Origin of the sequence: Priestia sp. YIM B13551 (assembly GCF_042787905.1) — a bacterium.
In the GTDB taxonomy this organism is placed as follows: domain Bacteria; phylum Bacillota; class Bacilli; order Bacillales; family Bacillaceae_H; genus Priestia.
On record NZ_JBHZOX010000005.1, the window covers coordinates 134,283 to 157,218 of the forward strand.

20 protein-coding genes are annotated in these 22,936 nt (G+C 39.2%); 1 reads left to right on the top strand and 19 read right to left on the bottom strand.

Annotated elements, in window-relative coordinates; genetic code table 11:
• Positions 1 to 47: 47 nt before the first annotated feature.
• From hisD to uvrB, 13 genes are all read right to left on the bottom strand, one after another.
• Complete coding sequence (hisD, locus tag ACFX4N_RS22395; RefSeq protein ID WP_013059720.1) at positions 48 to 1,316, bottom strand: histidinol dehydrogenase; 1,269 nt, start codon at positions 1,314 to 1,316, stop codon at positions 48 to 50.
• A gap of 15 nt (positions 1,317 to 1,331) precedes the next feature.
• Positions 1,332 to 1,964: an ATP phosphoribosyltransferase gene (hisG, locus tag ACFX4N_RS22400; RefSeq protein WP_013059721.1), complete on the bottom strand. Its 633-nt coding sequence runs from the start codon at positions 1,962 to 1,964 to the stop codon at positions 1,332 to 1,334.
• On the bottom strand, positions 1,964 to 3,145 hold the full coding sequence (locus ACFX4N_RS22405; protein ID WP_013059722.1) for an ATP phosphoribosyltransferase regulatory subunit: 1,182 nt from the start codon (positions 3,143 to 3,145) through the stop codon (positions 1,964 to 1,966). Before ACFX4N_RS22405 ends, hisG begins: the two co-directional genes overlap by 1 nt.
• 183 nt (positions 3,146 to 3,328) lie before the next feature.
• On the bottom strand, positions 3,329 to 3,856 hold the full coding sequence (locus ACFX4N_RS22410) for an acyltransferase (RefSeq protein ID WP_107918143.1): 528 nt from the start codon (positions 3,854 to 3,856) through the stop codon (positions 3,329 to 3,331).
• A complete protein-coding gene (gene ppaX, locus ACFX4N_RS22415; RefSeq protein WP_013059724.1) occupies positions 3,853 to 4,500 on the bottom strand; it encodes a pyrophosphatase PpaX in 648 nt (215 codons plus the stop codon). The genes ACFX4N_RS22410 and ppaX overlap by 4 nt, the downstream gene beginning before the upstream one ends.
• A 60-nt stretch (positions 4,501 to 4,560) precedes the next feature.
• On the bottom strand, positions 4,561 to 5,394 hold the full coding sequence (gene lgt, locus ACFX4N_RS22420) for a prolipoprotein diacylglyceryl transferase (protein WP_057275301.1): 834 nt from the start codon (positions 5,392 to 5,394) through the stop codon (positions 4,561 to 4,563).
• A gap of 16 nt (positions 5,395 to 5,410) precedes the next feature.
• The gene (gene hprK / locus ACFX4N_RS22425) at positions 5,411 to 6,346 is read right to left on the bottom strand and encodes an HPr(Ser) kinase/phosphatase (protein ID WP_013059726.1); all 936 of its coding nucleotides are present in this window, start codon (positions 6,344 to 6,346) and stop codon (positions 5,411 to 5,413) included.
• Between the two features lie 191 nt (positions 6,347 to 6,537).
• Positions 6,538 to 6,903 (bottom strand): phage holin family protein, encoded by a 366-nt coding sequence (locus ACFX4N_RS22430; protein ID WP_013059727.1) that lies wholly within the window; start codon positions 6,901 to 6,903, stop codon positions 6,538 to 6,540.
• A gap of 2 nt (positions 6,904 to 6,905) precedes the next feature.
• Entirely contained in the window at positions 6,906 to 7,100 is a 195-nt protein-coding gene (locus tag ACFX4N_RS22435; protein WP_013059728.1) for a PspC domain-containing protein, read from the bottom strand.
• A gap of 41 nt (positions 7,101 to 7,141) precedes the next feature.
• Complete coding sequence (locus ACFX4N_RS22440; RefSeq protein WP_013059729.1) at positions 7,142 to 8,233, bottom strand: DUF4097 family beta strand repeat-containing protein; 1,092 nt, start codon at positions 8,231 to 8,233, stop codon at positions 7,142 to 7,144.
• Between the two features lie 39 nt (positions 8,234 to 8,272).
• Positions 8,273 to 8,584 carry a hypothetical protein gene (locus ACFX4N_RS22445; protein WP_098900921.1) on the bottom strand — a complete coding sequence of 104 codons (312 nt, stop codon included), beginning with the start codon at positions 8,582 to 8,584 and terminating at the stop codon, positions 8,273 to 8,275.
• 87 nt (positions 8,585 to 8,671) lie between these two features.
• Entirely contained in the window at positions 8,672 to 11,548 is a 2,877-nt protein-coding gene (gene uvrA, locus ACFX4N_RS22450) for an excinuclease ABC subunit UvrA (protein WP_053487810.1), read from the bottom strand.
• Positions 11,549 to 11,554: 6 nt separating this feature from the next.
• Positions 11,555 to 13,534: an excinuclease ABC subunit UvrB gene (gene uvrB / locus ACFX4N_RS22455; RefSeq protein WP_013059732.1), complete on the bottom strand. Its 1,980-nt coding sequence runs from the start codon at positions 13,532 to 13,534 to the stop codon at positions 11,555 to 11,557.
• 335 nt (positions 13,535 to 13,869) lie between these two features.
• Here uvrB and ACFX4N_RS22460 point away from each other — a divergent pair, with 335 nt between their 5' ends.
• Positions 13,870 to 15,531 (top strand): sigma-54 interaction domain-containing protein, encoded by a 1,662-nt coding sequence (locus ACFX4N_RS22460; RefSeq protein ID WP_029319330.1) that lies wholly within the window; start codon positions 13,870 to 13,872, stop codon positions 15,529 to 15,531.
• 65 nt (positions 15,532 to 15,596) lie between these two features.
• On the opposite strand, the gene pruA is transcribed toward ACFX4N_RS22460, so the two are convergent.
• The 6 genes from pruA to ACFX4N_RS22490 all read right to left on the bottom strand — a co-directional run bounded on the left by pruA (position 15,597) and on the right by ACFX4N_RS22490 (position 22,851).
• A complete protein-coding gene (gene pruA, locus ACFX4N_RS22465; RefSeq protein ID WP_377262490.1) occupies positions 15,597 to 17,168 on the bottom strand; it encodes an L-glutamate gamma-semialdehyde dehydrogenase in 1,572 nt (523 codons plus the stop codon).
• 27 nt (positions 17,169 to 17,195) lie between these two features.
• The gene (locus tag ACFX4N_RS22470; RefSeq protein WP_025601664.1) at positions 17,196 to 18,110 is read right to left on the bottom strand and encodes a proline dehydrogenase family protein; all 915 of its coding nucleotides are present in this window, start codon (positions 18,108 to 18,110) and stop codon (positions 17,196 to 17,198) included.
• Positions 18,111 to 18,425: 315 nt separating this feature from the next.
• Positions 18,426 to 18,650, bottom strand: coding sequence for a DUF2198 family protein (locus tag ACFX4N_RS22475; RefSeq protein WP_013059736.1), 225 nt, complete (start codon positions 18,648 to 18,650; stop codon positions 18,426 to 18,428).
• A gap of 26 nt (positions 18,651 to 18,676) precedes the next feature.
• Entirely contained in the window at positions 18,677 to 19,867 is a 1,191-nt protein-coding gene (locus tag ACFX4N_RS22480) for a PDZ domain-containing protein (RefSeq protein ID WP_013059737.1), read from the bottom strand.
• Positions 19,868 to 20,029: 162 nt separating this feature from the next.
• Positions 20,030 to 21,469: a S41 family peptidase gene (locus ACFX4N_RS22485; RefSeq protein WP_013059738.1), complete on the bottom strand. Its 1,440-nt coding sequence runs from the start codon at positions 21,467 to 21,469 to the stop codon at positions 20,030 to 20,032.
• Between the two features lie 173 nt (positions 21,470 to 21,642).
• The gene (locus ACFX4N_RS22490) at positions 21,643 to 22,851 is read right to left on the bottom strand and encodes a murein hydrolase activator EnvC family protein (protein WP_057275298.1); all 1,209 of its coding nucleotides are present in this window, start codon (positions 22,849 to 22,851) and stop codon (positions 21,643 to 21,645) included.
• Positions 22,852 to 22,936: the final 85 nt, after the last annotated feature.

Below are 22,936 nucleotides of genomic sequence, written 5' to 3' on the forward strand. Positions count from 1 at the left end.
ATAAGTAAAGAAAAGAACATTTCTACTCTTTTCTTTTAATCTCCACCTTATTTTTTAAAGCGTTCTTCAACCGCCCTTGCATGAGCTTCTAGCCCTTCTAAACGAGCAAACGCTGCGATTTTCGAGACATTTTTTTGCAGAGCTTGTTGGCTGTATGAAATGATACTAGACTTTTTCACAAATGAATCAACTGATAAAGGACTTGAGAATTTTGCTGTCCCATTTGTTGGAAGAACATGGTTTGGTCCCGCGAAATAATCGCCAACAGGTTCTGAGCTGTATCTTCCTAGAAAAATAGCACCGGCATGACGAATGGAACCTAAAAGTTCAAGCGGACTTTCAGTCATAATTTCTAAATGCTCAGGAGCTAATTGATTAACAGCTTCAATCGCTTCTTCTAATGACCCAGTCACATAAATAGCGCCATGGTTATCAATAGAAGGTTTTGCAATTTCTTTACGAGGTAAAGATTCCACTTGTCTTTCCACTTCTTCTTTAACAGCTTCGGCTAATTTCATAGAAGGTGTAACTAAAATGCTTGAAGCTAATTTGTCATGTTCTGCTTGAGACAATAAATCAGCGGCCACTTCGTTCGGCTTAGCCGTATCGTCTGCTAGTACGACAATTTCACTAGGTCCAGCAATTGAGTCAATGTCTACTAAGCCATATACTTCTCTTTTCGCTAATGCAACAAAGATATTACCTGGCCCTACAATTTTATCGACGGATTGAATTGTTTCTGTTCCATAGGCAAGTGCTCCTACTGCCTGAGCTCCCCCTACTTTATAAATCTCTTTGACCCCAAGCTCACTCGCTGCTACCACTACTCCAGCAGGAAGCGCGCCGTCTTTTCCTGGAGGTGAAACCATCACGATACGTTTTACACCTGCCACTTGAGCAGGAATGACATTCATTAAAACGGAAGAAGGATAAGCCGCAAGGCCTCCCGGTACATAAACACCTACTGCATCTAAAGGCGTTACTTTCTGCCCTAAAATGGTGCCGTCTTCTTTTGTTGTCATCCAAGACTGCTCGACCATTCTTTCGTGGTAATCACGAATGTTGTCAGCAGCTTCACGAATGGTTGACAGCATATCTGCATCAACCAGCTCATAAGCACGCTTCTTTTCTTGTTCTGTCACAAGCAAAGAAGAAAGCTCAACGCCGTCAAATTGGGCTGTATACCGTTTTAAAGCTTCGTCTTTTTGCTCTTGCACCTGCTTTAAAATATTTACGACAATTTCTCTTTGAGCACTTGTCCCTTGATCAATCGTACGCTTTAAGCTCACTTGTTCTGTTACACGTGTAATTTTCAATGTATGTCACCTCTTTTATACAGGTTGAACCACTTGGGCTAAACGATTCACTAAATCATCAATTCGTTCGTCTTTTAAACGATAGCTCACAGGGTTCACAATCAAACGCGATGTAATATCTTCAATGTGCTCCAATTCAACAAGTCCGTTCTCTTTTAGTGTTTGTCCCGTTGATACAATATCAACAATCCGATCAGCCAGGCCGATTAAAGGCGCTAATTCAATCGAACCATTCAATTTTATAATTTCTACTTGCTCTCCTTGCTCCCTGAAATAAGTAGATGCTACATTTGGATATTTAGTTGCCACTTTTTGAGCAATTTCTGATTTTTTAGCATTAGGCAAACCGGCAACGGCCAGATGACATTTACTAATATTTAAATCCAACAGCTCATAGACATCTCGTTCTTCTTCTAACATTACGTCTTTACCTGCAATACCAAGATCCGCTACTCCGTATTCTACATAAGTAGTAACATCCATTGGTTTTGCTAAAATAAAGCGCATGTTCTCTTCAGGAATATCTACAATCAGCTTGCGCGAATCGTCAAATTCTGGCGGCAATTGAAAGTCTGCTTGACGCAAAAGTTCAGCTGCTTCTTCAAAAATACGTCCTTTTGGCATTGCAATTGTTAATAGTTCACTCATTATTGTCCCCCCTTGCCTCGTTTTCCAATTAGAAACGTGACTTCTTCAAACTGTGCAGTAAATACATCAACATCATCAACGCCTGCAATTTCCTGAGTCACTACCCGGTATCCTTGCTTGCGCTGTTCAGCAGCTAAAGCTAATGCCTCATCCAAACGCTCCTGGCTATATAATATGCCGTATACTGCTGAAGGCTCATATACTTCTTCGCCCAGCGCTTCAATTAAGCGGTCCAGCTGAATTCCAAATCCTGTAGCTGGTGTTTTAGACGCAAATTTTTCAAGAAGCTGGTCATAACGTCCTCCATTACCGATATGGAAACCAACGTTTTCAGCAAAGACTTCAAATAAAATACCTGTGTAATAGCTCATATGACTGACTAAGTTAAAATCAATTTTAATTTCATCCGTTACACCGTATGCATCAAGCATATTCCATAGCTTTTTCAAATCGCCGGCTGCTTTTTTACCAGCTTCGTTTTCAACTAGTTCAACCGCTTCTTCAATCTTCTTTTCATCTCCGCGCAGGTTAAGCAGCTGAAGGAGACGCTGTTTATCAATAGAAGATAGATTCAAATCTTTTACATGATTACGATAGCCCACGTAATTTTTCTCATATAAAAAGCGGCGAAGCACGTTAGCACGTTCTTCATTTCCGACAATTTCTAAAAAAAGCGAATTAACAAACCCTATGTGGCCAATTGCCACTTTAAATGATTTAAGTCCCGCTCTTTTTAATGCGCCGATCATGAGAGCAATCACTTCAGCATCGCTGCTCATCGTAGCGTCTCCAATTAGCTCAACGCCTATTTGTTCAAACTCCGCCGGGCGGCCGCCCTCACGCTGCTGAGCTCGGAATACATTTGCTTCATAAGCTAAGCGCAAAGGAGAATTATTTAAAAGTTTTGAAGCGGCCACACGTGCAAATGGTGTTGTTACATCCGGTCGCAGCACAAGCGTATGCCCTTCTTTATCTAAAAGTTTAAACAATTGTTGATCTAAAATAGCTGATGCGCTTCCTACCGTCTCGTAGTATTCCACAGTAGGCGTTGCCATATATTGATAGCCCCAGCTGCCGATTTCATCTGCCAGCTGATTGCGAACTTGTTTTTTTCTTTCAAAAAGAGCTGGCAGGGTATCCCTCATTCCAAGAGGTTTTTCAAACATAAATAACTTTGACATTCCGACACGTCCTTTAAGCTTGATTTTATCTATTAAGGAACCATTGATAGGCTGATTTTACTTTATTACGCTAATGTATTAGCGAAATAACAAATTAAAGTTATTGATAGTTTACACCCGATAAAGTCAGCCGTCAACCGCCAGCTGTTCAAATTTACAAAAAAAACCACAGCTTAGTTCTTGCTAAGTTGTGGCTTTAGGTTCTGCTTCCCTGCGCTTTTCCATTTCTTCTTTTGTATAGATGACACGCATAGGGTTACCTCCAACAAAGAAACCGGGTGCTACATCTTTATGAACCACCGTTCCAGCCGCTACAACCGCTTCGTTGCCGATTGTTACGCCTGGAAGGATGATGCTATTTGCTCCAATCATCACTTCATCCCCAATGATGACATCTCCAAGACGATATTCCGTTATCAGATATTCATGAGCGAGAATAGTTGTATTGTATCCGATAACCGTATTGCGTCCTACTTGTATTTTTTCAGGAAACATAATATCGAGCATCACCATAAGGGCAAAGGATGTTTGAGGTCCTACTTTCATCCCTAAGCACGCTTTGTACAGCCAGTTTTTCATCGAAAGAAAGGGCGTATAGCGAGCGCATTGAATGATTAGGAAGTTGCGCACTACTTTCCAAAAAGGCACGGTCTTATAGACATGCCAAAGGGAATTAGCTCCTTTAACCGGATAGCGCGTCGTTTTTCTCACTGACGTTCTCCTTTTAATATATCAATTAAATCCGTCATATTTTCTAAAATAATATCAGGATTATAAGAAGCGATATGATCTCTTCCTTTTGCACTCCAAGCAACTCCAGCTGTTTTCGTATAAGCTCTTTGGCCAGAAACGATGTCATGATGGTTATCTCCCACCATCAGCGCTTCTTCAGGTTTAGCATTAAGCAGCTTCAGTGCTTTTTCTACTGGCTCAGGATGCGGCTTTGCATTTGTCACGTCTTCAATTGCGACAATCGTATCAAAGAACTGATCTAACTTTGTTAACTTAAGCCCCATCATGACCGTATTTCTTTGCTTTGTTGTGACAATACCTAATTTATAATCCTGCTCGTGCAGCCATTTAACTGTTTCAAGTACGCCTTCAAATTCTTTAACAAGCAAATCGTGATTGGCTAGATTATGCGTGCGATACATCTCAATCATTTCGTTTACTTTCGTTTTATCCATTTCTACAAACGTGTCGTATAAAGGAGGTCCCATAAACTGTAAAATATCTTCACGAGTATATTGTTCAGGATAATAGTGATTAAGCGTATGAGTAAAAGAGGCAATAATTAATTCATTTGTATCAATTAGCGTACCGTCTAAATCAAACAAAACCGTATTAATCGTCATTATTCATTTCCTTCCCTTGCGTCAAATCAAGTTTGTGTAAACCTTGTAGCTTTTCTTCATTTACGCCTTAGATTGTTCTTCTTCATTCTCTAAGTATTTCTGTTTACTCATTCCCGTCACGCGGCGGATAATAATTAAAATAATGGCTATTACAATCAGTGCAAGTGAAACAACTTGAGCGATTCTGAGTGTATGCGTCAGCATTAAGCTATCCGTGCGAAGCCCTTCTACAAAGAAGCGTCCAACTGAGTACCAGATTAAATAAGATAAGAAAATTTCTCCTTTTCGCAGACTGGTGCGGCGAAGTACCATCAACAGGATAAATCCAGCAAAATCCCATAATGATTCGTATAAAAACGTAGGATGATAATATGTACCGTTAATATACATTTGGTTAATAATGAAATTTGGAAGGTGCAACCCTTCTAAAAAAGCACGGGTAACCGGCCCCCCATGTGCCTCTTGATTCATAAAGTTGCCCCAGCGCCCAATGGCTTGGCCAAGGATTAAACTAGGCGCAGCAATATCAGCCAACTTCCAAAATGAAATCTTTTTTACTTTCGAATACACAATGGCAGTTAATACGCCTCCGATTAAGCCTCCATGAATGGCAATCCCACCTTGCCAAATCTGAGGTATTTCATTTAAATGCTTTGAATAGTATCCCCATTCAAAGGATACATAATAAATTCGCGCACAAATAATAGCTATTGGCACAGCAAATAAGATAAGATCAACAAATGTATCTTTTGATAAGCCTCTTCTTACGCTTTCTCTTGTCGCAATATAAAGACCTAATAGAACACCTGCACCGATAATTACGCCGTACCAGTAGACCGTTAGAGGGCCAATTTCAAGGAAAACGCGATCTAACGGCTGAATAGTTGCTTCCACAAGTTAACACCCTTTCTTATAAATCTTCACGATCTCCTTCTTCAATTACATCTGTTAGGCGTGCAGAAAATTGTTCTGCTGCGTTAATACCCATACGCTTTAAGCGGAAGTTCATTGCTGCCACTTCAATGATAACAGCTAAGTTTCGTCCCGGACGTACTGGCAATGTAATTTTTGTAACGTCTGTATCAATGATTTTCATTTTATCTTCTTCTAAACCAAGGCGATCATAATGTTTCTGCTGATCCCATGTCTCTAACTGAATAACAAGTGAAATTCGCTTATAGCTTCGTACAGCTCCTGCGCCGAATAGCGTCATCACATTGATGATCCCTAGTCCTCGAATTTCAAGCAAATGCTCGATTAAACCAGGCGCATTTCCTACAAGCGTGTCTTGGTCTTCTTGACGGATTTCCACACAGTCATCGGCTACTAGGCGATGTCCCCTCTTAACAAGCTCTAGAGCTGTTTCACTTTTACCAACGCCGCTTTTTCCCATGATTAATACACCAATTCCGTATATATCAACTAATACGCCGTGCAGGGCAGTAGTAGGTGCTAGCCGGCTTTCAAGAAAATTCGTTAAATGGCTGGAAAGTCGCGTTGTTTTAAAGCTTGAACGCAGCACAGGAACTGACTCACGCTCTGAAGCTTCAATAAGTTCTTTCGGTACATCCATTTCACGCGAAACGATGATAGCCGGCGTGATATCTGTACACATCTTTTCCATTCGAACTTTTTTTTGTTCATCATCTAACTGTTTAAAAAATGATAGTTCTGTTTTACCTAACAGCTGGATACGTTCCGCTGGGTAATATGTAAAATAACCTGCCATTTCAATACCTGGACGTGAAATATCACTCGTTGAAATAGGACGGTCGATTCCTTCTTCTCCGCTAATAAGCTCTAATTTAAATTTCTCAATGATGTCTTTTGTACGTACTTTAACCACCGTGCATCCTCCTTTTATGAACAGTCATATACCTGTTCATGTCTACAGTATATCCAACTCTCGCTTTTATGTCGCGTTTGGTTCTACTAGCCACTTTATTTTATCATTAATACGGAAAGAAAAGAAAAAAAAGATGGCATAGGCTGCATCGCCTTACCATCTTTTTTAGAAAATTAAATATTGCAAGAAAGTTATCTTCTATTTTGAAGCGGTTCAACAATCACTCGTTGAATAAGCGCATTTAAAAGCGACATGATTACCGAGGCTAAAAGCGCTGTACCAAACCCGTCAATATTAAAAGAATCTCCCATAACACTTTGTGTAATCATCAGCGTAATGGCATTAATAACGAATAAGAATAGGCCAAGCGTAAGAAATGTCACCGGCAGGGTAAGTAAAATTAAAATCGGCTTAACAAACACATTCAAAATCGATAGAATCAAGCTCGCGATAATAGCTGCACTGACTGATTCCAAGTGAAAGGTGTCAATATAACCTGCGATTACGATTAATACGAGGGCATTGATTAAAATACTAATGATTCCACGCAATAACATTTTTAGAAATCTCCTTCTTCATTTGGAACTAAAAACACAAAAATCATATATAAAATGACCGGGGTACCTACTGTAAAAAATAAACTGATGATAAACAATACGCGCAGTAGTGAAGCATCTATTCCGATATACTGAGAAATACCGCCGATAACACCCGCAAGCTTGCGATTTGTTCGCGAACGATACAACTTTCGCACGTTAATCATCTCCTTTGCTTTTTTACTAAACCAAGCGTTTTCTATTTTATAACAATTGAGCCCGTTTTGGATTCAGCTAACAATTTATAGCCTTTAGGCGAAGCGATATTGGCTTTGAAACGAAGTTGTTTCATCACCGTTTCTTTTTTCTCATCTACTATTTCCATCTCAGGAAGTGTACATGTAAAATTCCCAAAGTTAGATTTCAAATCTCCATCAACGGAGAGGTGGGGCGGCGTATAGAGCGTAATGCTCCCCGTAGTCGTTTTGAAAAATGCTTTTTCAATGCGCTCTCCTTTTAAATAAGTATCAATATCTCCGTTAAATGTTTGAACGTCAATTTTCTTTGTATCCCCATCAAATTTAACCGTTCCATTGATTGTTTCAAGCTCACATTTTGAAGCGAGTATTCGAGAAAGTTCCATATGCCCATTTGATGTCTCCATTTCAAGAGAATGGCTATTCACATCGTAAAAGCGGATGGTACCATTAGCTGTTTTGGCTTTCAGGTCTCGTACGCTTAGTCTTTCCCCATCGATTGAACCATTAAACATACGGAGCTTGACGCGTTCATATTCCATTTCTGGAATATAAATAATCGCCTTCACCTTCATTTGCTTTTGCTGAATTGCAAAGCGCAATTTGCCATTTTCAATGGAAAATGCCGTATGCTGCAAGAAAGTGCGGCGCGCTTCATCCGAATTCTCTACTTTGTAAATAGCAGCTTCACATTCTATTCGTACTTCTGTACTTCCCCAAGGGCGGAGTTGGACGCTTCCATTTGCTAAATCTACGTCAATCTCTTGAATATATGCTTCTGATTGTTGAAAGATGTGCTGAACGTCAATCGAAGGCCCAAAGTTAAAATCTAAATCTCCTTCTTTTACTTTTTTTACCGTTTGATCTACAAATGTAAATAATTTTTCCTTTAAAGAGCTTTGAGATGATTTAGAAGCGTACGTTTTTTTCTGTTTTCCTCCTACATAAGGGGATAGCTCAGCTTTATCAGGCGTAGCATAGGAAGAATCATTAGCTGAGTCTTTTTCCAGTGAATTTAGCAAAGTTAAAGCCTCATCCACGCTAAGTTTTCCTTCTTCTACCATCTGTAAAATTTGTTTGCGCTTTTCACTCATACGTTCCATCTCCTCTTTACGTTTTAGTCATTTAACTTTCTATTTGCTTAATATTTGTATCCCTTTTACAATATTCCATACAAACACCACAACATTAACTAAAGAAACAACAACTAAAGCTACAATTAAAAGAATAAATACCGTTCCACTAGAGCCAGTAAGAGCAGGAAGCAAGAAAAATAAGAATAAGATCGCTGTAGCGATAGGTAATAAATGTGACAAAAATGCAGTTTTTGCATGTTTCTTTACTTCTATGTTATGAACAACAAAATAAATAATAATAGGTAATAAAAATGGTGCAAAGAAAACGCTAAAATAATTTAAGGAAGATAGTATGCGATTTCCTTCCATAATAATCAGCTCCTTATATCATGTATTACGGTTTAATGAGTTAAAAAGTTTCATTCTTTATAAAAAAGACACCAATGCTGGTGTCTTTTAACGAGTTAATGCCTCTGCTTTTTCAACTTTTTTCTCCATACGCTTACGGTCACGTTCTAAAATTGGCTTCAAATAATGACCCGTATAGGATTCTTTTACTTTTGACACTTCTTCTGGCGTACCCGCAGCCACAATTTGTCCGCCTTTATCTCCACCTTCAGGTCCTAAATCAAGCAGGTAATCAGCAGCTTTGATGACGTCTAAATTATGTTCGATCACTAGAACCGTATCTCCATTTTCAACTAAACGCTGGAGCACTTTTAATAATCGTGCAATATCATCGACATGAAGACCGGTAGTCGGTTCGTCTAAAATGTACAGCGTTCTTCCTGTTGAGCGGCGGTGAAGCTCTGAAGCTAACTTTACACGCTGTGCCTCTCCACCAGATAAAGTAGTAGCCGGCTGTCCAAGCGTGATATAGCCAAGTCCTACATCGTAAATTGTCTGCAGCTTGCGCTTAATCTTTGGAATGTTTTCAAAGAAGTGAAGCGCGTCTTCAACGGTCATATCCAATACATCTGAAATGTTTTGATCTTTGTATTTCACTTCTAAAGTTTCACGGTTATATCGTTTGCCGTGGCAGACTTCACAAGGGACGTATACATCTGGCAAGAAATGCATTTCAATTTTAATAATACCGTCTCCTCGACAAGCTTCACAGCGGCCGCCTTTCACGTTAAAGCTAAAACGACCTTTTTTATATCCACGCACTTTTGCTTCGTTTGTTTGGGCAAATACATCTCGGATGTCATCGAATACACCTGTATACGTTGCAGGGTTCGAACGAGGCGTACGGCCTATGGGAGACTGATCAATATCAATGACTTTATCTAAGTGTTCAATGCCTTTGATTTCTTTATGTTCTCCTGCTTTGCTTTTTGCTTTATGCAGCTTTTGCGCCAATGATTTATGAAGGATATCATTTACCAGCGTACTCTTACCTGATCCAGATACACCTGTAACAGCCGTGAACATACCTAACGGAAGCTTTGCCTTTACATTTTTTAAATTGTTTTCTTTTGCTCCTATAATTTCAATCATTCGATCTTTATCTATTGACCGTCTTTCCGCTGGAAGAGGAATAAACTTCTCTCCTGATAGATATTGACCCGTTAAAGAGTTTTCATCCTCCATCACTTCCTGAGGCGTACCTTGAGAAACAACAGCACCCCCGTGTACGCCAGCTCCTGGTCCGATATCAATTAAATAATCAGCTGCCATCATCGTATCTTCGTCATGTTCTACAACAATCAACGTATTTCCAATATCGCGCATATCTTGCATCGTGCGAATTAAGCGATCATTGTCACGTTGATGAAGACCGATAGAAGGTTCATCTAAAATATAAAGAACCCCCGTCAAACGAGAACCAATTTGAGTAGCTAAACGAATCCGCTGTGCTTCTCCTCCTGAGAGAGTTCCAGCAGAGCGGTTTAATGTTAAGTAATCAAGTCCCACGTTAATGAGAAAGCTTAGACGCTCACGAATTTCACGCAGTATCATATCCGCAATCTTCATGTCTTTTTCAGATAGGCTGAGACTTTCAAAAAAATCATATGCTTCTTTTACCGAGAAGCGGGTTGTATCTCCTATATGCTTTTCGTCAATAAGCACCGCTAAGCTTTCACGTTTTAAGCGATTTCCTTTACATTTTGGACAAGCTTGCTGAGCCATGTACTTTTCCATTTGCTCACGGATATAATCTGAACTTGTTTCATGATAACGGCGCTCTACGTTCCGAAGCACGCCTTCAAATTCGATATGATTTTCTCTTACTTGGCCAAAATCATTTTCATAGCGAAAGTAAATTTTTTCTTTACCGCTGCCATATAATACTTTATCAAATAAATGTTCCGGGATATCTCGCACCGGCACGTCCATATCGATGCCGTAATGTGTGCATACGGCTTCAAGCAGCTGCGGATAGTATTGAGAACTTGTTGGCTCCCAAGGTGCAATTGCGTGCTGACGAAGCGTTAAGTCATAGTTAGGAATAACTAAATCTTTATCCACTTCCAATTTCGTTCCTAACCCGTCACACGTTGGACACGCCCCGTACGGACTATTAAATGAAAACATGCGGGGCTCAAGTTCTCCAATGGAGAAACCACATTTTGGACAAGCATGATGCTCACTAAAAAGCAGTTCTTCTTCACCTATCACATCAATAATTACTTTCCCTTCTCCAAGGCGAAGAGCTGATTCCAAAGAGTCCGACAAACGAGCGGCTACACCTTCTTTTACAACAACGCGATCAATCACTACTTCAATGGAGTGCTTTTTGTTTTTTTCCAGTTCAATTTCTTCTGTTATTTCACGCATTTCTCCGTCTACTCGAATGCGAACGTACCCTTCCTTTTTAATATCTTCTAACACTTTTACATGGGTACCTTTTCGTCCAGATACCACAGGTGCCAGTACTTGAAGTTTTGTGCGTTCAGGGTATTCTAAAATTCTATCTACCATTTGCTCAATCGTTTGAGATGTAATTTCAATTCCATGATTAGGACAAATCGGCTTTCCTACACGAGCAAACAAAAGGCGTAAATAGTCATAGATTTCCGTCACAGTTCCGACGGTTGAACGAGGGTTTCGGCTCGTTGTTTTTTGATCGATTGAAATAGCAGGCGACAATCCTTCGATCGAATCTACATCTGGCTTATCCATTTGACCTAAAAACTGTCTTGCATATGCCGAAAGCGACTCGACATAACGTCTTTGTCCTTCTGCATAGATTGTATCGAAAGCCAAAGAAGATTTACCAGAACCTGATAACCCTGTTAACACCACTAATTTGTCTCGTGGGATTTCAATATCGATATTTTTCAAATTGTGGGCTCGTGCACCTTTTACCACGATTTTTTCCATCGCCATGTTTTGTCACCCTTCCGCTTTTAATTCTAGAATCAAGTCACGAAGCTCAGCTGCGCGTTCAAAGTTAAGCGCTTTGGCTGCTTCTTTCATTTCTTGTTCCATTTCTTCTACGAGCTTTGCTTTTTCTTTTTTGTTGAGCTTATCAAAGGCCGGTGCTTCTTCATACGTTTCTGTATCTTCTGCTACTACTGTTGCACGAATTGAGCCTCGAACTTCTTTTTGAATCGTTGTTGGTGTAATACCATGCTCTTCATTGTAAGCTTCTTGAATACTTCTACGACGCTTGGTCTCATTGATAGCAATGTCCATGGAGTTTGTGATGCGATCTGCATACATAATGACATGTCCATTAGCATTTCGCGCAGCACGTCCGATGGTTTGAATAAGCGATCGTTCTGAACGCAAGAATCCTTCTTTATCCGCGTCTAATATGGTTACTAACGAAACTTCCGGAATATCTAAACCTTCACGAAGTAAGTTAATTCCTACAAGCACATCGTACTTTCCAAGCCGCAGCTCTCGGATAATTTCAATACGCTCGAGCGTCTTCACTTCAGAGTGAAGATATTGAACTTTAATGCCGATTTCTTTTAAGTAGTTCGTTAAATCCTCAGACATTTTCTTTGTTAACGTCGTAACGAGTACTCGTTCATTTCGCTTAATCCGGTCATGAATTTCTCCAATTAAATCATCAATCTGCCCTTCAATTGGTCGAACTTCAATATTTGGATCTAATAATCCCGTTGGACGGATAATTTGTTCAATCACATCAGGTGCCTTCTCAAGTTCATAAGGACCTGGTGTTGCGGAAACATGAACAATTTGGTTAATATGCTGTTCAAATTCATCAAATTTAAGCGGGCGGTTATCTAATGCGGACGGCAAGCGGAAACCATGGTCCACTAACACTTGTTTACGCGCTTGGTCTCCATTGTACATTCCTCTAACTTGAGGAATCGTAACGTGTGATTCATCCACAACAAGAAGGAAATCTTCCGGGAAGAAGTCCAGCAGTGTATAAGGTGTAGAACCAGCGGGACGAAGCGTTAAATGACGAGAGTAGTTCTCGATTCCCGAACAAAAGCCCATTTCTCTCATCATTTCTAGGTCGTAGCGCGTGCGCTGCTCCAAGCGCTGCGCTTCTAAAAGCTTGCCTGCTTCTTTTAGCTTCTCTAGCTGTTCTTCTAGTTCTTTTTCAATATTTTGAATGGCAACACGCATTTTTTCTTCTCTCGTGACAAAGTGAGATGCCGGGAAGATAGCTACATGTTCACGATCACCAATGATTTCTCCTGTTAGAGCGTCAACTTCTCGGATGCGGTCAATTTCATCGCCGAAAAACTCGACGCGAATACAGTGTTCATCTCGAGACACAGGGAAAATCTCCACAACATCACCGCGAACGCGAAACGTTCCGCGCTTAAAGTCAATATCATTTCTTTCGTACTGTACATCTACTAGCGTACGAAGCAGCTGATTGCGCTCTTTTTCCATTCCTACTCGAAGAGATACGACCATTTCTTTGTATTCTTCCGGAGACCCTAAGCCATAAATACAGGATACGCTGGCAATAATAATGACATCTTTTCGTTCAAAAAGAGAAGAAGTTGCCGAGTGACGAAGTTTATCAATTTCATCATTAATGCTCGCATCTTTTTCAATAAATGTATCTGTTTGAGGTACATAGGCTTCAGGCTGATAGTAATCGTAGTAACTGACAAAGTATTCGACTGCATTATTAGGAAAAAACTCTTTAAACTCACTGTACAATTGACCAGCAAGCGTTTTGTTATGAGCCATAATTAGTGTCGGCTTATTTATTTCCTTAATAACATTAGACATGGTGAAGGTTTTTCCCGTTCCTGTAGCACCTAACAAAACTTGATGCTGCTTACCTTCTTTAATTCCTTTCACGATCTTTTCAATTGCCTTTGGCTGATCACCTTGCGGTTGATATGGGGATACTAATTCAAACTGATCTTTCAAATGAAGGCCTCCGTTTCTATTTTCTTGTTTTATCTATTTTTATTACGATATGTAAAAACCGAAAACACGAACTGATATTCGTATTTTATCACTTTATAATCATAAATGAAACTAATGAGTATTAATCTTATATAGTGTTTGTTTGTTTTTATTTTTTACCCTGTTACTTTATTACCCACTAAATTCTTATACTACCCTTTTCGAAGGGAATACAACTCTTTAGATGAAAGCAACAAAAGAAAGTAAGCTGCGTTATTGTTTGAAAAAGATAGGCTTTTGCGCCAATTTCTAAATTATGATACAGTATAAAAAATATGTACTGAGAGGGGTTTAGTATGGCAAGCGTTGATCAAGTTCTTATAAATAACTCCTTTACAACAGTTGAAGAATCAACTTCTTTAGCTAAAGTGAAATCTGAACTTTCAAACTATGACTTCGTTGTAGTCACAGCAAATACCTTTTATGTAATACACAAAGATGAACGATACCTTTTAACAGGTCATGACAGGGCATCTTCCATAAAGAAAGTAATAGCGGATACAAATTGGCCTTCATCTTCTACTTCTACGTTAGCCAATTTACAAGCCAACACAAACTGGAACAGACCAGTCCTCATTCAAGCAGAAAACCAAGAAACCACAATAGGACTTGTAACACCTTCACAGTGGATTACACATTTGCATAGCCAAAATGAGATATTAGCTTCCTATTTTGATACATTGGCAGAAACCATTAATGATGCAGTGACAGCGGTCGATAATGAAGGAAATGTAATCTTGTGGAATACTGCTGCGGAACATACGTATAAGATTCAGAGAGATGATATTATTGGTAGAAAAATCGGAGAGCATTTCAAAGATGAATCCATCATTCTACATACGATTCTAAATGAAGGGCGCCCTGTTCGCGGAACGTATCATCGTCCTAATGAACAAACTCACGTGCTCATCAATGCATCTCCTATTATAAGAAACAATCGAGTCATAGGTGGAGTCGCAACTGAACATGACATTACCAATATTGTAAGATTAAATGAAGAAATTGATGTGTCTCTTCTCATTCCGAAAGATAATCCATTTTCTTCTTTCGCGGGTATCAGTCCTGAAATTAAGCAAGCCGTTGACATTGCCAAAAAAGTGGCATCTACAGATATGCCTATTTTATTAACAGGAGAACCTGGTTCTGGGAAAGAAATGCTGGCTCAGGCCATCCACTACGGGGGATCCAAACATAAAGAACCTTTTTTATCTTTAAATTGCGCCACTATTCCATCGGGACTCCTGGAAATTGAGCTCTTTGGTCATCAAAAAGATGTCTTTTCAGAAGATCCAACGACCATTGCGGGAAAACTGGAGCAGGCTCATAACGGGACGTTATTTATTGAAGAAATTGATAAAATGCCTCTTGAAATTCAAGTGAAGTTTCTCCGTTACTTGGAAGAACGATCCTTTTATCACGTTGGAGGCACGGAAGAAATTCAAGTCCAAACCCGAATTGTAGCCTCTACCACGACGCCTTTGGAAGAGTTGCTAAAAGCCGGTGAATTCCATGAAAATCTTTACTATTTGCTGACCGTCATCAACATTATTATTCCGCCGCTTCGAGACCATAAAGAAGACATCGAAGCATTGACTCAGCAATTTGTACAGGAATTTAGTAAAAAGTATAAAAAGAAGGCTCCTTTCATCAGCTCTGAAGTTCTCGAAGCCTTTATGCAATACGACTGGCCAGGCAATATTCGCGAGCTGCGAAATACGATTGAACGAATGATTTTTCTAAGTGATCAGTCATTGATTACCCTTACGCACCTTCCTGACAACCTGAAGGATGCAAGTTCTTTCACAGAAGTTCAAAAAGAGGAAGATTCTCTTCAAGAAGCTAGGCTAATAGAAGAGACTCTTCAAAAAACCTATGGAAACAAAAGTGCAGCAGCAGATCTGCTTGGCATTTCACGCGGCACCCTTTATAACAAAATCAAAGAATATGGATTAAACTAATCAAAAAATTCGACACAAGCATCTTTAGCTTCGTGTCGAATTTTTTGATTTCCTTTAGACTGAACTTATTTCTGTTTTCTCGCTGTCATCTTCCCTTGTGTAAATAATAGAAGATAATCATACCCTCCGGCTTTCGAGTCCGTTCCGGACATATTAAAACCTCCAAAAGGATGAACGCCAACTAATGCTCCTGTACATTTTTTGTTAATATATAAGTTACCGCAGTGCATAGTAGCTAACGCCCTTTGAATTCTCTCTTCGTTTTCAGAGAAAAAAGCTCCCGTCAAATCGTAGTCAGTTTCATTGTAAATCTCAATGGCTTCTTCCCAGTTAGCTGCTTTTGTCAACGCAAGGACTGGTCCAAAAATCTCTTCTTGCATAATTCGTGCTTTTGAATCCACATCTTTGAATACTGTAGGCTCTATATAGTAGCCATTTCCAGGAGCTTTAGCTCCCCCGGCAATAAGCTTTCCTTCCTCTTTGCCAATTTCAATGTAGGCTAATACTTTTTCATACGCTTTTTGATCAATAACAGGCCCCATAGAAGGATTGTCTTCAGGCAGTCCGACGGTTAATTCTTTTGTTAATGCGGTTACCTTTTGGGCAATCTCTTCATAAACAGATTCTACAACAATCGCTCGAGAGCCAGCAGAACACTTTTGTCCTTGAAATCCAAACGCAGATGCTACGATCGCTTGCGCTGCCGCATCTAAATCTGCCGTTTCATCTACCACAACGCCATCTTTTCCTCCCATTTCAGCAATGACGCGTTTCAGCCAAATTTGTCCAGACTGTACTTTTGAGGCACGTTCATAAATGCGACATCCTACTTCTCTTGATCCCGTAAAAGAAATAAAACGAGTTTGAGGATGTTCGACTAAATATTCTCCAACTTCTATGCCATCTCCAGGGATAAAATTCAGAACACCAGACGGAAGACCGACTTCTTCCATTAATTGAACAAATTTCGCAGCAATAATCGGTGCAGAATCAGCTGGCTTTAAAATAACCGCATTTCCAGATACAATTCCCGCTACAGTCGTTCCAGCCATGATGGCAAGCGGAAAATTAAAAGGTGAAATGACTACTCCTACGCCTAAAGGAATATACGTCATCTCTGTTGTTTCACCTTCTACCGGCGTTAAAGGTTGATGCTCATTCGTTTCACTTAAACGAATCATTTCTCGCGCATAAAATTCCATAAAGTCAATAGCTTCCGCGGTATCCGCATCAGCTTCTGCCCAGTTTTTCCCCACTTCATAAACGAGCATGGCAGAAAATTCATACTTTCTTTCTCTCATCAGCTCTGCTGCTTTGAATAAATAATCAGCACGTTCAGCAGGCGGGACGTTCTTCCATAATTGAAATGCTGCTAACGCTTCTTGCATTGCCTGCTCAGCATAAGCTTTAGTGCTACGGCTTACTCTACCAATCACTTCATCTACCTTTCCCGGGTTCGTAGAGACAATCACTTCTTCTGTTGAGATTTTATCTTTTCCAATCGTGAGAGGATACGTTTGTCCCAGTTCTTTTTTCACTTTCACTAACGCCGCTTGCATCGCTTGTTTATTCTCTTCTAATGAAAAATCAGTAAACGGTTCATTTTTAAAAACTGAGTTTTTTGTACTTACTGTCATTTCAACCAGTCCCCTTTAATTAGAAATTTATTTCGCGAAGTTTTTCAGCACAAACCATACGTTGGCGGGACGTTCGGCTAGGCGTCTCATGAAATACCCAAACCAATCAATGCCGTAAGGAACATAAACCCTGACTTTATATCCTTCTTTTACTAGACGGTCCTGCAGCTCTACACAAATTCCATAAAGCATTTGGAACTCAAATTGGTCATTTGAAATACCATTTTCTCTTACTAATCGTTTTGTGTACTGAATCATTTCTTCATCATGACTTGCTACAGCTGTATAGTGCCCATTTAATAAATGCATTTTAATGATTTTTTTATAGTTTTCATCTACGTCTTTCTTTTCCGGAAATGATACTTCTGGTGATTCTTTATAAGCTCCTTTTACTAGACGTAAATTGGCTTGATATTGATGTAAGTCATTCATATCTTGTTCTGTACGATAAAGATACGCTTGAATCACAATTCCAACATTATCGAATTCTTTGCGTAATTCTTTATACATATCAAGGGAGATTTGGCAGTGCAAGTAGTCTTCCATATCAATTCGAACAAAAATATTATTCATCCTGGCCGTGTGTAGAATTCTGCGCATATTTTCCATACAAAGCTCTTTGCTAATATCCAATCCTAAAGAAGTCATCTTTAATGATAAATTTGATTGAACGCCCGATTCTGCAATGGCTTCTAGTGCCTGAATGCACATGGCAGTAGACAACCTGGCCTCCTCTTCTGTAAAAACAAATTCTCCTAAATGATCGAGTGTAACAACTTTCCCACTATTGTTAAGCTCCTTGGATGTTTGAATTGCTGATTCGGTTGAGTCTCCAGCAACAAAACGAGCTGCCCCCATCCTCAATCCATACTTTTTAGCTAATTTGTTCATTGAATGATTTTTGCCAAGCGACTGAAACATCGTTCTCATTAATACTTCCATCAATCCTAAACCTCCTTTTATTTTTAAAAATCAAAAATAAACTAAATTTTCAGATTAATAATTTTATTTTTCTATACCCTTCTCACATTTCTGTACACTTATTTAAATAGATTTATACACAAGTGTTTAAAATATTTTATACATAAACATATTTGTCTAATTAATTTGATTATACTCGTTCATTAAATGAACCGAAACAATATTGTTATAAGTTCTAACTCATTTTTTTACATAAAAAAGCTCTCCACGTTGTGTAGAGAGCTTTTGTGTACAGTTTAATAATAAGCGATTAACTTATCATCAAAGCAACAATCTTTATTTTCCAGCAGCTAACATGCTTTTTGCATATATAAAACCGATGGCTGCTGAAAGTAAATCTATTAAAATAATAAGCGGATAATCTGCGTACCCTTTATATACAGAAACAGCTATCAACAAAAGCGTCAGCGCTGTGGCAACATATAAGTTATATGTTACTCTAGCAAACAGAACAAGCAATATGGCGGGTAGAAAAACTGCGGCAATCGTTTTGACTTCCACAAACATTTCTCCTTTTTATCCGTCTTTTAACCAGCTTGTGAATCACGTTTTGTATAATTGTGTACAAACAAAATACCTAGTTCATGATGTTCGTTGTCATACAATGCTCGCTGAGTAAAGCGAACTTCTCCATTTTCGTCAATAACTTCTAGCTTACAAAAAGCACGGTTATTAACTTGTAATGCTTCATAAAATTTATGGACCTCAGATACAGCGATTCCATTTACCTTAATAATCACTTCTCCTACTTTCAAACCCATTTTCTCTGCCGGAGAATGAGGGATGATTCCTAATACAACCAAACCTTGTGTACGCTTAGTAAACAGTGCGGGCGCCTTTTCATCGCTTCGACGCTGCTGCAAACGAATCCACTCTCTTCCTATGATCGCTAGAATAACAACAGCTACAGCGGCAAGAGGATAAAAAATAGCAGCAATCGTAATAATCGTTAATCCCACGCCTAATGCTAATACACGCTTACCGGTAAATTCAATAGATTTAAACGGCACCATACTTTGAATTCGCTGATAAAAACCGATAGCAAAAGGAACAAAAAACAGGCTAAATGATGTTCCGTCAATAGATAACACAGGCCACCATGGAAACACAGACGTAATGGCGCTGCCTGGAATTAAGACAAAAAGCGGGACAACCCATAATTTTTGAGAGTAATGAGCCCCAATTTCCTGCCCTCTTTTACTTTTCACAATGGCTGGAGACGTACCTTTTGCTCCAAATTTCCAAATTAAATATCCTTCTGCTAATACAAGCAGAGACATTAAAATAGTCAGAGAAGGTAAATCTGCGTTATGAGCTTGCACAGACCACGTTTGAATAAATCCTTCACCGAAACCAGATGCCGGAATAACCAAGGTTGCAAGCACAGCCAGTCCTACGGTGTAAGAAGGAGAAAGCCATTTAAACGTCCAAGGGCCGCTTATGATAAAAGTTAAAACAGCTACAAGCACAATCATTCCTATAGATACATAGACACCTAGCAACACGGTAACAACGGATAAAATCAACCCAATAATGATACCTGGAAAAAATAAATATTTTGCTTCTAAAATAAAATCAAACACGCGAACATGAAAATTCTGACGCTCTCTCTTGACGCGAGAAAGACCTACAAAAAACGAGACGAGCAGAAATAGATACGTTAACGGATGCAAAAACAAACGCCCGATACCTTTTAAGAGCTCTAATGCAAAATCCATTTTTTCACCACCTGTATTTTTCACATTTTTATTACAACATTTACGATTGATTGTTATGTATCATAGGCTTCTTTATTTTATCAAAATGCATCACTAACCGACAATGTTGTTTTTACTAAAAAAGTTCCGTGCTTTGGAAAAGCACGGAACTTTTTCTACTTCTTATTGACTAGCTAGCTTTAAAGCCGTTTGAAGCTGACGATCTTCATCTTTTGATTTAATTTTTTCTAGAAGTTTTGTTTGTAAAAGCGCTGCTGTATCTTCATCGATTTCACCTGTAGCTTTTTGCTTATTGGCTTTTTGGAATGCAGTTACAGCTGTTTCTGTCTCTTTACTAAAATATCCGTCTGTACGTCCAGGTTCAAAGCCAAGGCCTTTTAGCATCACTTGAGCATTCTTCACTTGGTCACCTGTCATATCACGTGTTAATGGCTTTTTATCAACTTGAATTGGATTTGCATAATAATAATCCGGCTGTTTGACTTCTACCGTTGGTTTTATACCTTTTTCGTTAATCCAGTTTCCATCAGGCGTTAGCCATTTATAGAACGTTAGTTTTAAATTACTGCCGTCTTCCATTGGAACAGCTTGTTGAACCGTTCCTTTTCCATAGGATTTTTCACCGACTAGCTTGTATCCTCCTGCTTCTTTTAATGCCCCGGCAAGAATTTCAGAAGCGGATGCACTTCCTCCATCAATCAAGGCCACAATTGGATAATCCTTTTGCTTTTTCATTGAAGAAACCACTTTTTGACGTTCACCGTTACGATCTTCAATTTGGATATATGGCTTTTTATTCGTTACTAATTTATCGAGCATTTTTTCAACACTCGTTAAATAGCCACCAGGATTTCCCCGAACGTCTAGAACTAAGCCATCAATATTTTTATTTTCAAGTTTTTTCAACTGTTTCGTAAATTCGTCTCCCGTTGACTCAGAGAATGACGTAATTTCCATGTAGCCAATTTTTTTATTGTTTACATTTTTAACAGAAGAATAGACGGTTTCAATTGGAATCTCATCTCTTACAACTTTTACTTTCATCGTTTCTTTCACGCCTGGTCGTTGAACATCTAATGTCACGGTAGAGCCTTTTTTACCGCGAATTTTTAATACTGCTTCGTTCAATTCCAGACCCGCGATACTTTTACCATCGATCTTTAAAATCTGATCATTTGGTTTTAATCCTGCTTTTTCCGCAGGAGATTGTTTAAACGGAGCTACGATTGTTACTTTTCCATCTACCATGCTTACTTCAGCACCAATTCCCTCAAACGATGAATCAAGAGACTGCGTGAATTGCTGTGCCGTTTTCTTATCCATGTAAGATGAGTGAGGGTCTCCTAAGGTTTGTACCATTCCTTGGATTGCGCCATCTAATAATTTTTTGTCATCTACATCTTTGTAATATTTTGAAGATATCAGTTCATAAGCTTGCTTGATTTTGTCTAGCTCTTCCTTTTCCACTTTACTATCATTTGAAGAAGTTGTAAGGGGGGTACTGACCGTTCCAGCATTTGCATACTGAATGCCAAAATATGTACCTGCTGCTCCAACAACTAAGGAGAGTGCCATTAATAGTGCAACGATTTTCCGATTCAAGTTCTTTCATCCTCCTCAACCTTAAGCCATCTCTTCTTATTATAATAGATACAACCAAAACTATGTAATAAAAAGGATGCATGTGTTATTTGTAGCAAAAGGCACCACACAAATCAAGTGCGATGCCTTTTTGTTAAACTATATGTTGAGCTTGTACCACGTATGCTAGGAACTTAAAATTTAATATAACTTTCAGGGTTTACAGCGGAACTTTTGCCTTTCCAATCGCCTTTATGCAATTCAAAATGCAGGTGAGCACCAAACGAACGTCCTGTGTTCCCTATATAACCTAATTGTTGACCTTTATTGATAGATTGACCGCTTGAGACGCTGTAGCTCTCTAAATGAGCATAAACTGTAACCCACGTCTGACCTTCTACATTGTGACGAATAAATACAGCATTACCAAAAGAAGAAGAATGATATGCTCTAATTACCTTTCCGCTTGCTGCGGCTACAACTGGCACACTTTCTCCTCGCTTTCCAATATCAATACCGTAGTGTCCTCTTCCAAACGTTTCTCGATACCCAAAATGAGATGTTACCGGGCCCTTTGCCGGCCTCATAAACGACCCGCTTGTAACAGGGGGTGCCTCCTCTGTTGCCCCGGCTTTTTCAATTTCTTGCTGTTGAGCTTGTGCTGCATTTTTTTGATCAGCTAAAATAGAAGCTTGCTCTTCTAATCCAACGGCTTCTTCATTAAATTCTTTTTCCTGATCTTTGAGCGTTTGCATGAGCTGATTCTTTTCATCCACTTGTTTTTGCAGCTGCGCACGAAGATTTTTAAGTTCTTCAAGCGCTTGATTTACTTCCGTTAGCTTGTTTTGAACTTTTGTTTCTTTCTCTTCTTTTGCCTTTTTATCAGCTTCATGCTGCATTAACAAATCGCGGTCAGCCCCTACAATTGTCGAAACCGCACTCACTCTGCTAATAAAGCCTCCGAAGCTTTCAGAGCCTAGCAGTACATCTATGTAATCCACAGACCCGCCATTTTCCTGTAAAGCACGAGCACGTTTTTTTAATAGCTCATTTCGTTTGTCAATTCGTTTTTTTACAACGTCAATCTCGCTTTTCAGCTTTTCGATGTCTTGCTTTGCTTTTTCTACTTCAGATTCACGGCTGCGGATATCTGCATTCGTTTGTCCGACTTCTGAATCCAAGCGCGCGATCTCAGCTTCTTCGTTTTTTTGCTTTTCTTGAACCTCTTTTAATTTCTCTTTATTTTGATTAATATTTTGGTTCACATCATCACTTTTTTTCTCTAAATCACTGAGTTTAGTAGTGCTGGCACTTTGTGCATAAGCAATTTTTTCATTACCTATCCAAGCCGCACTTAGTCCAACTAAAACTGCTGCTGTCATTACTAATGTCTTACGTGTCATTTGTTTCTCCCCATCTGCACATATTTCCCCGTATAAACGGGCATTAGCAAGACCCCCATTAGCACTTTTTTCTATTTTTATGTGT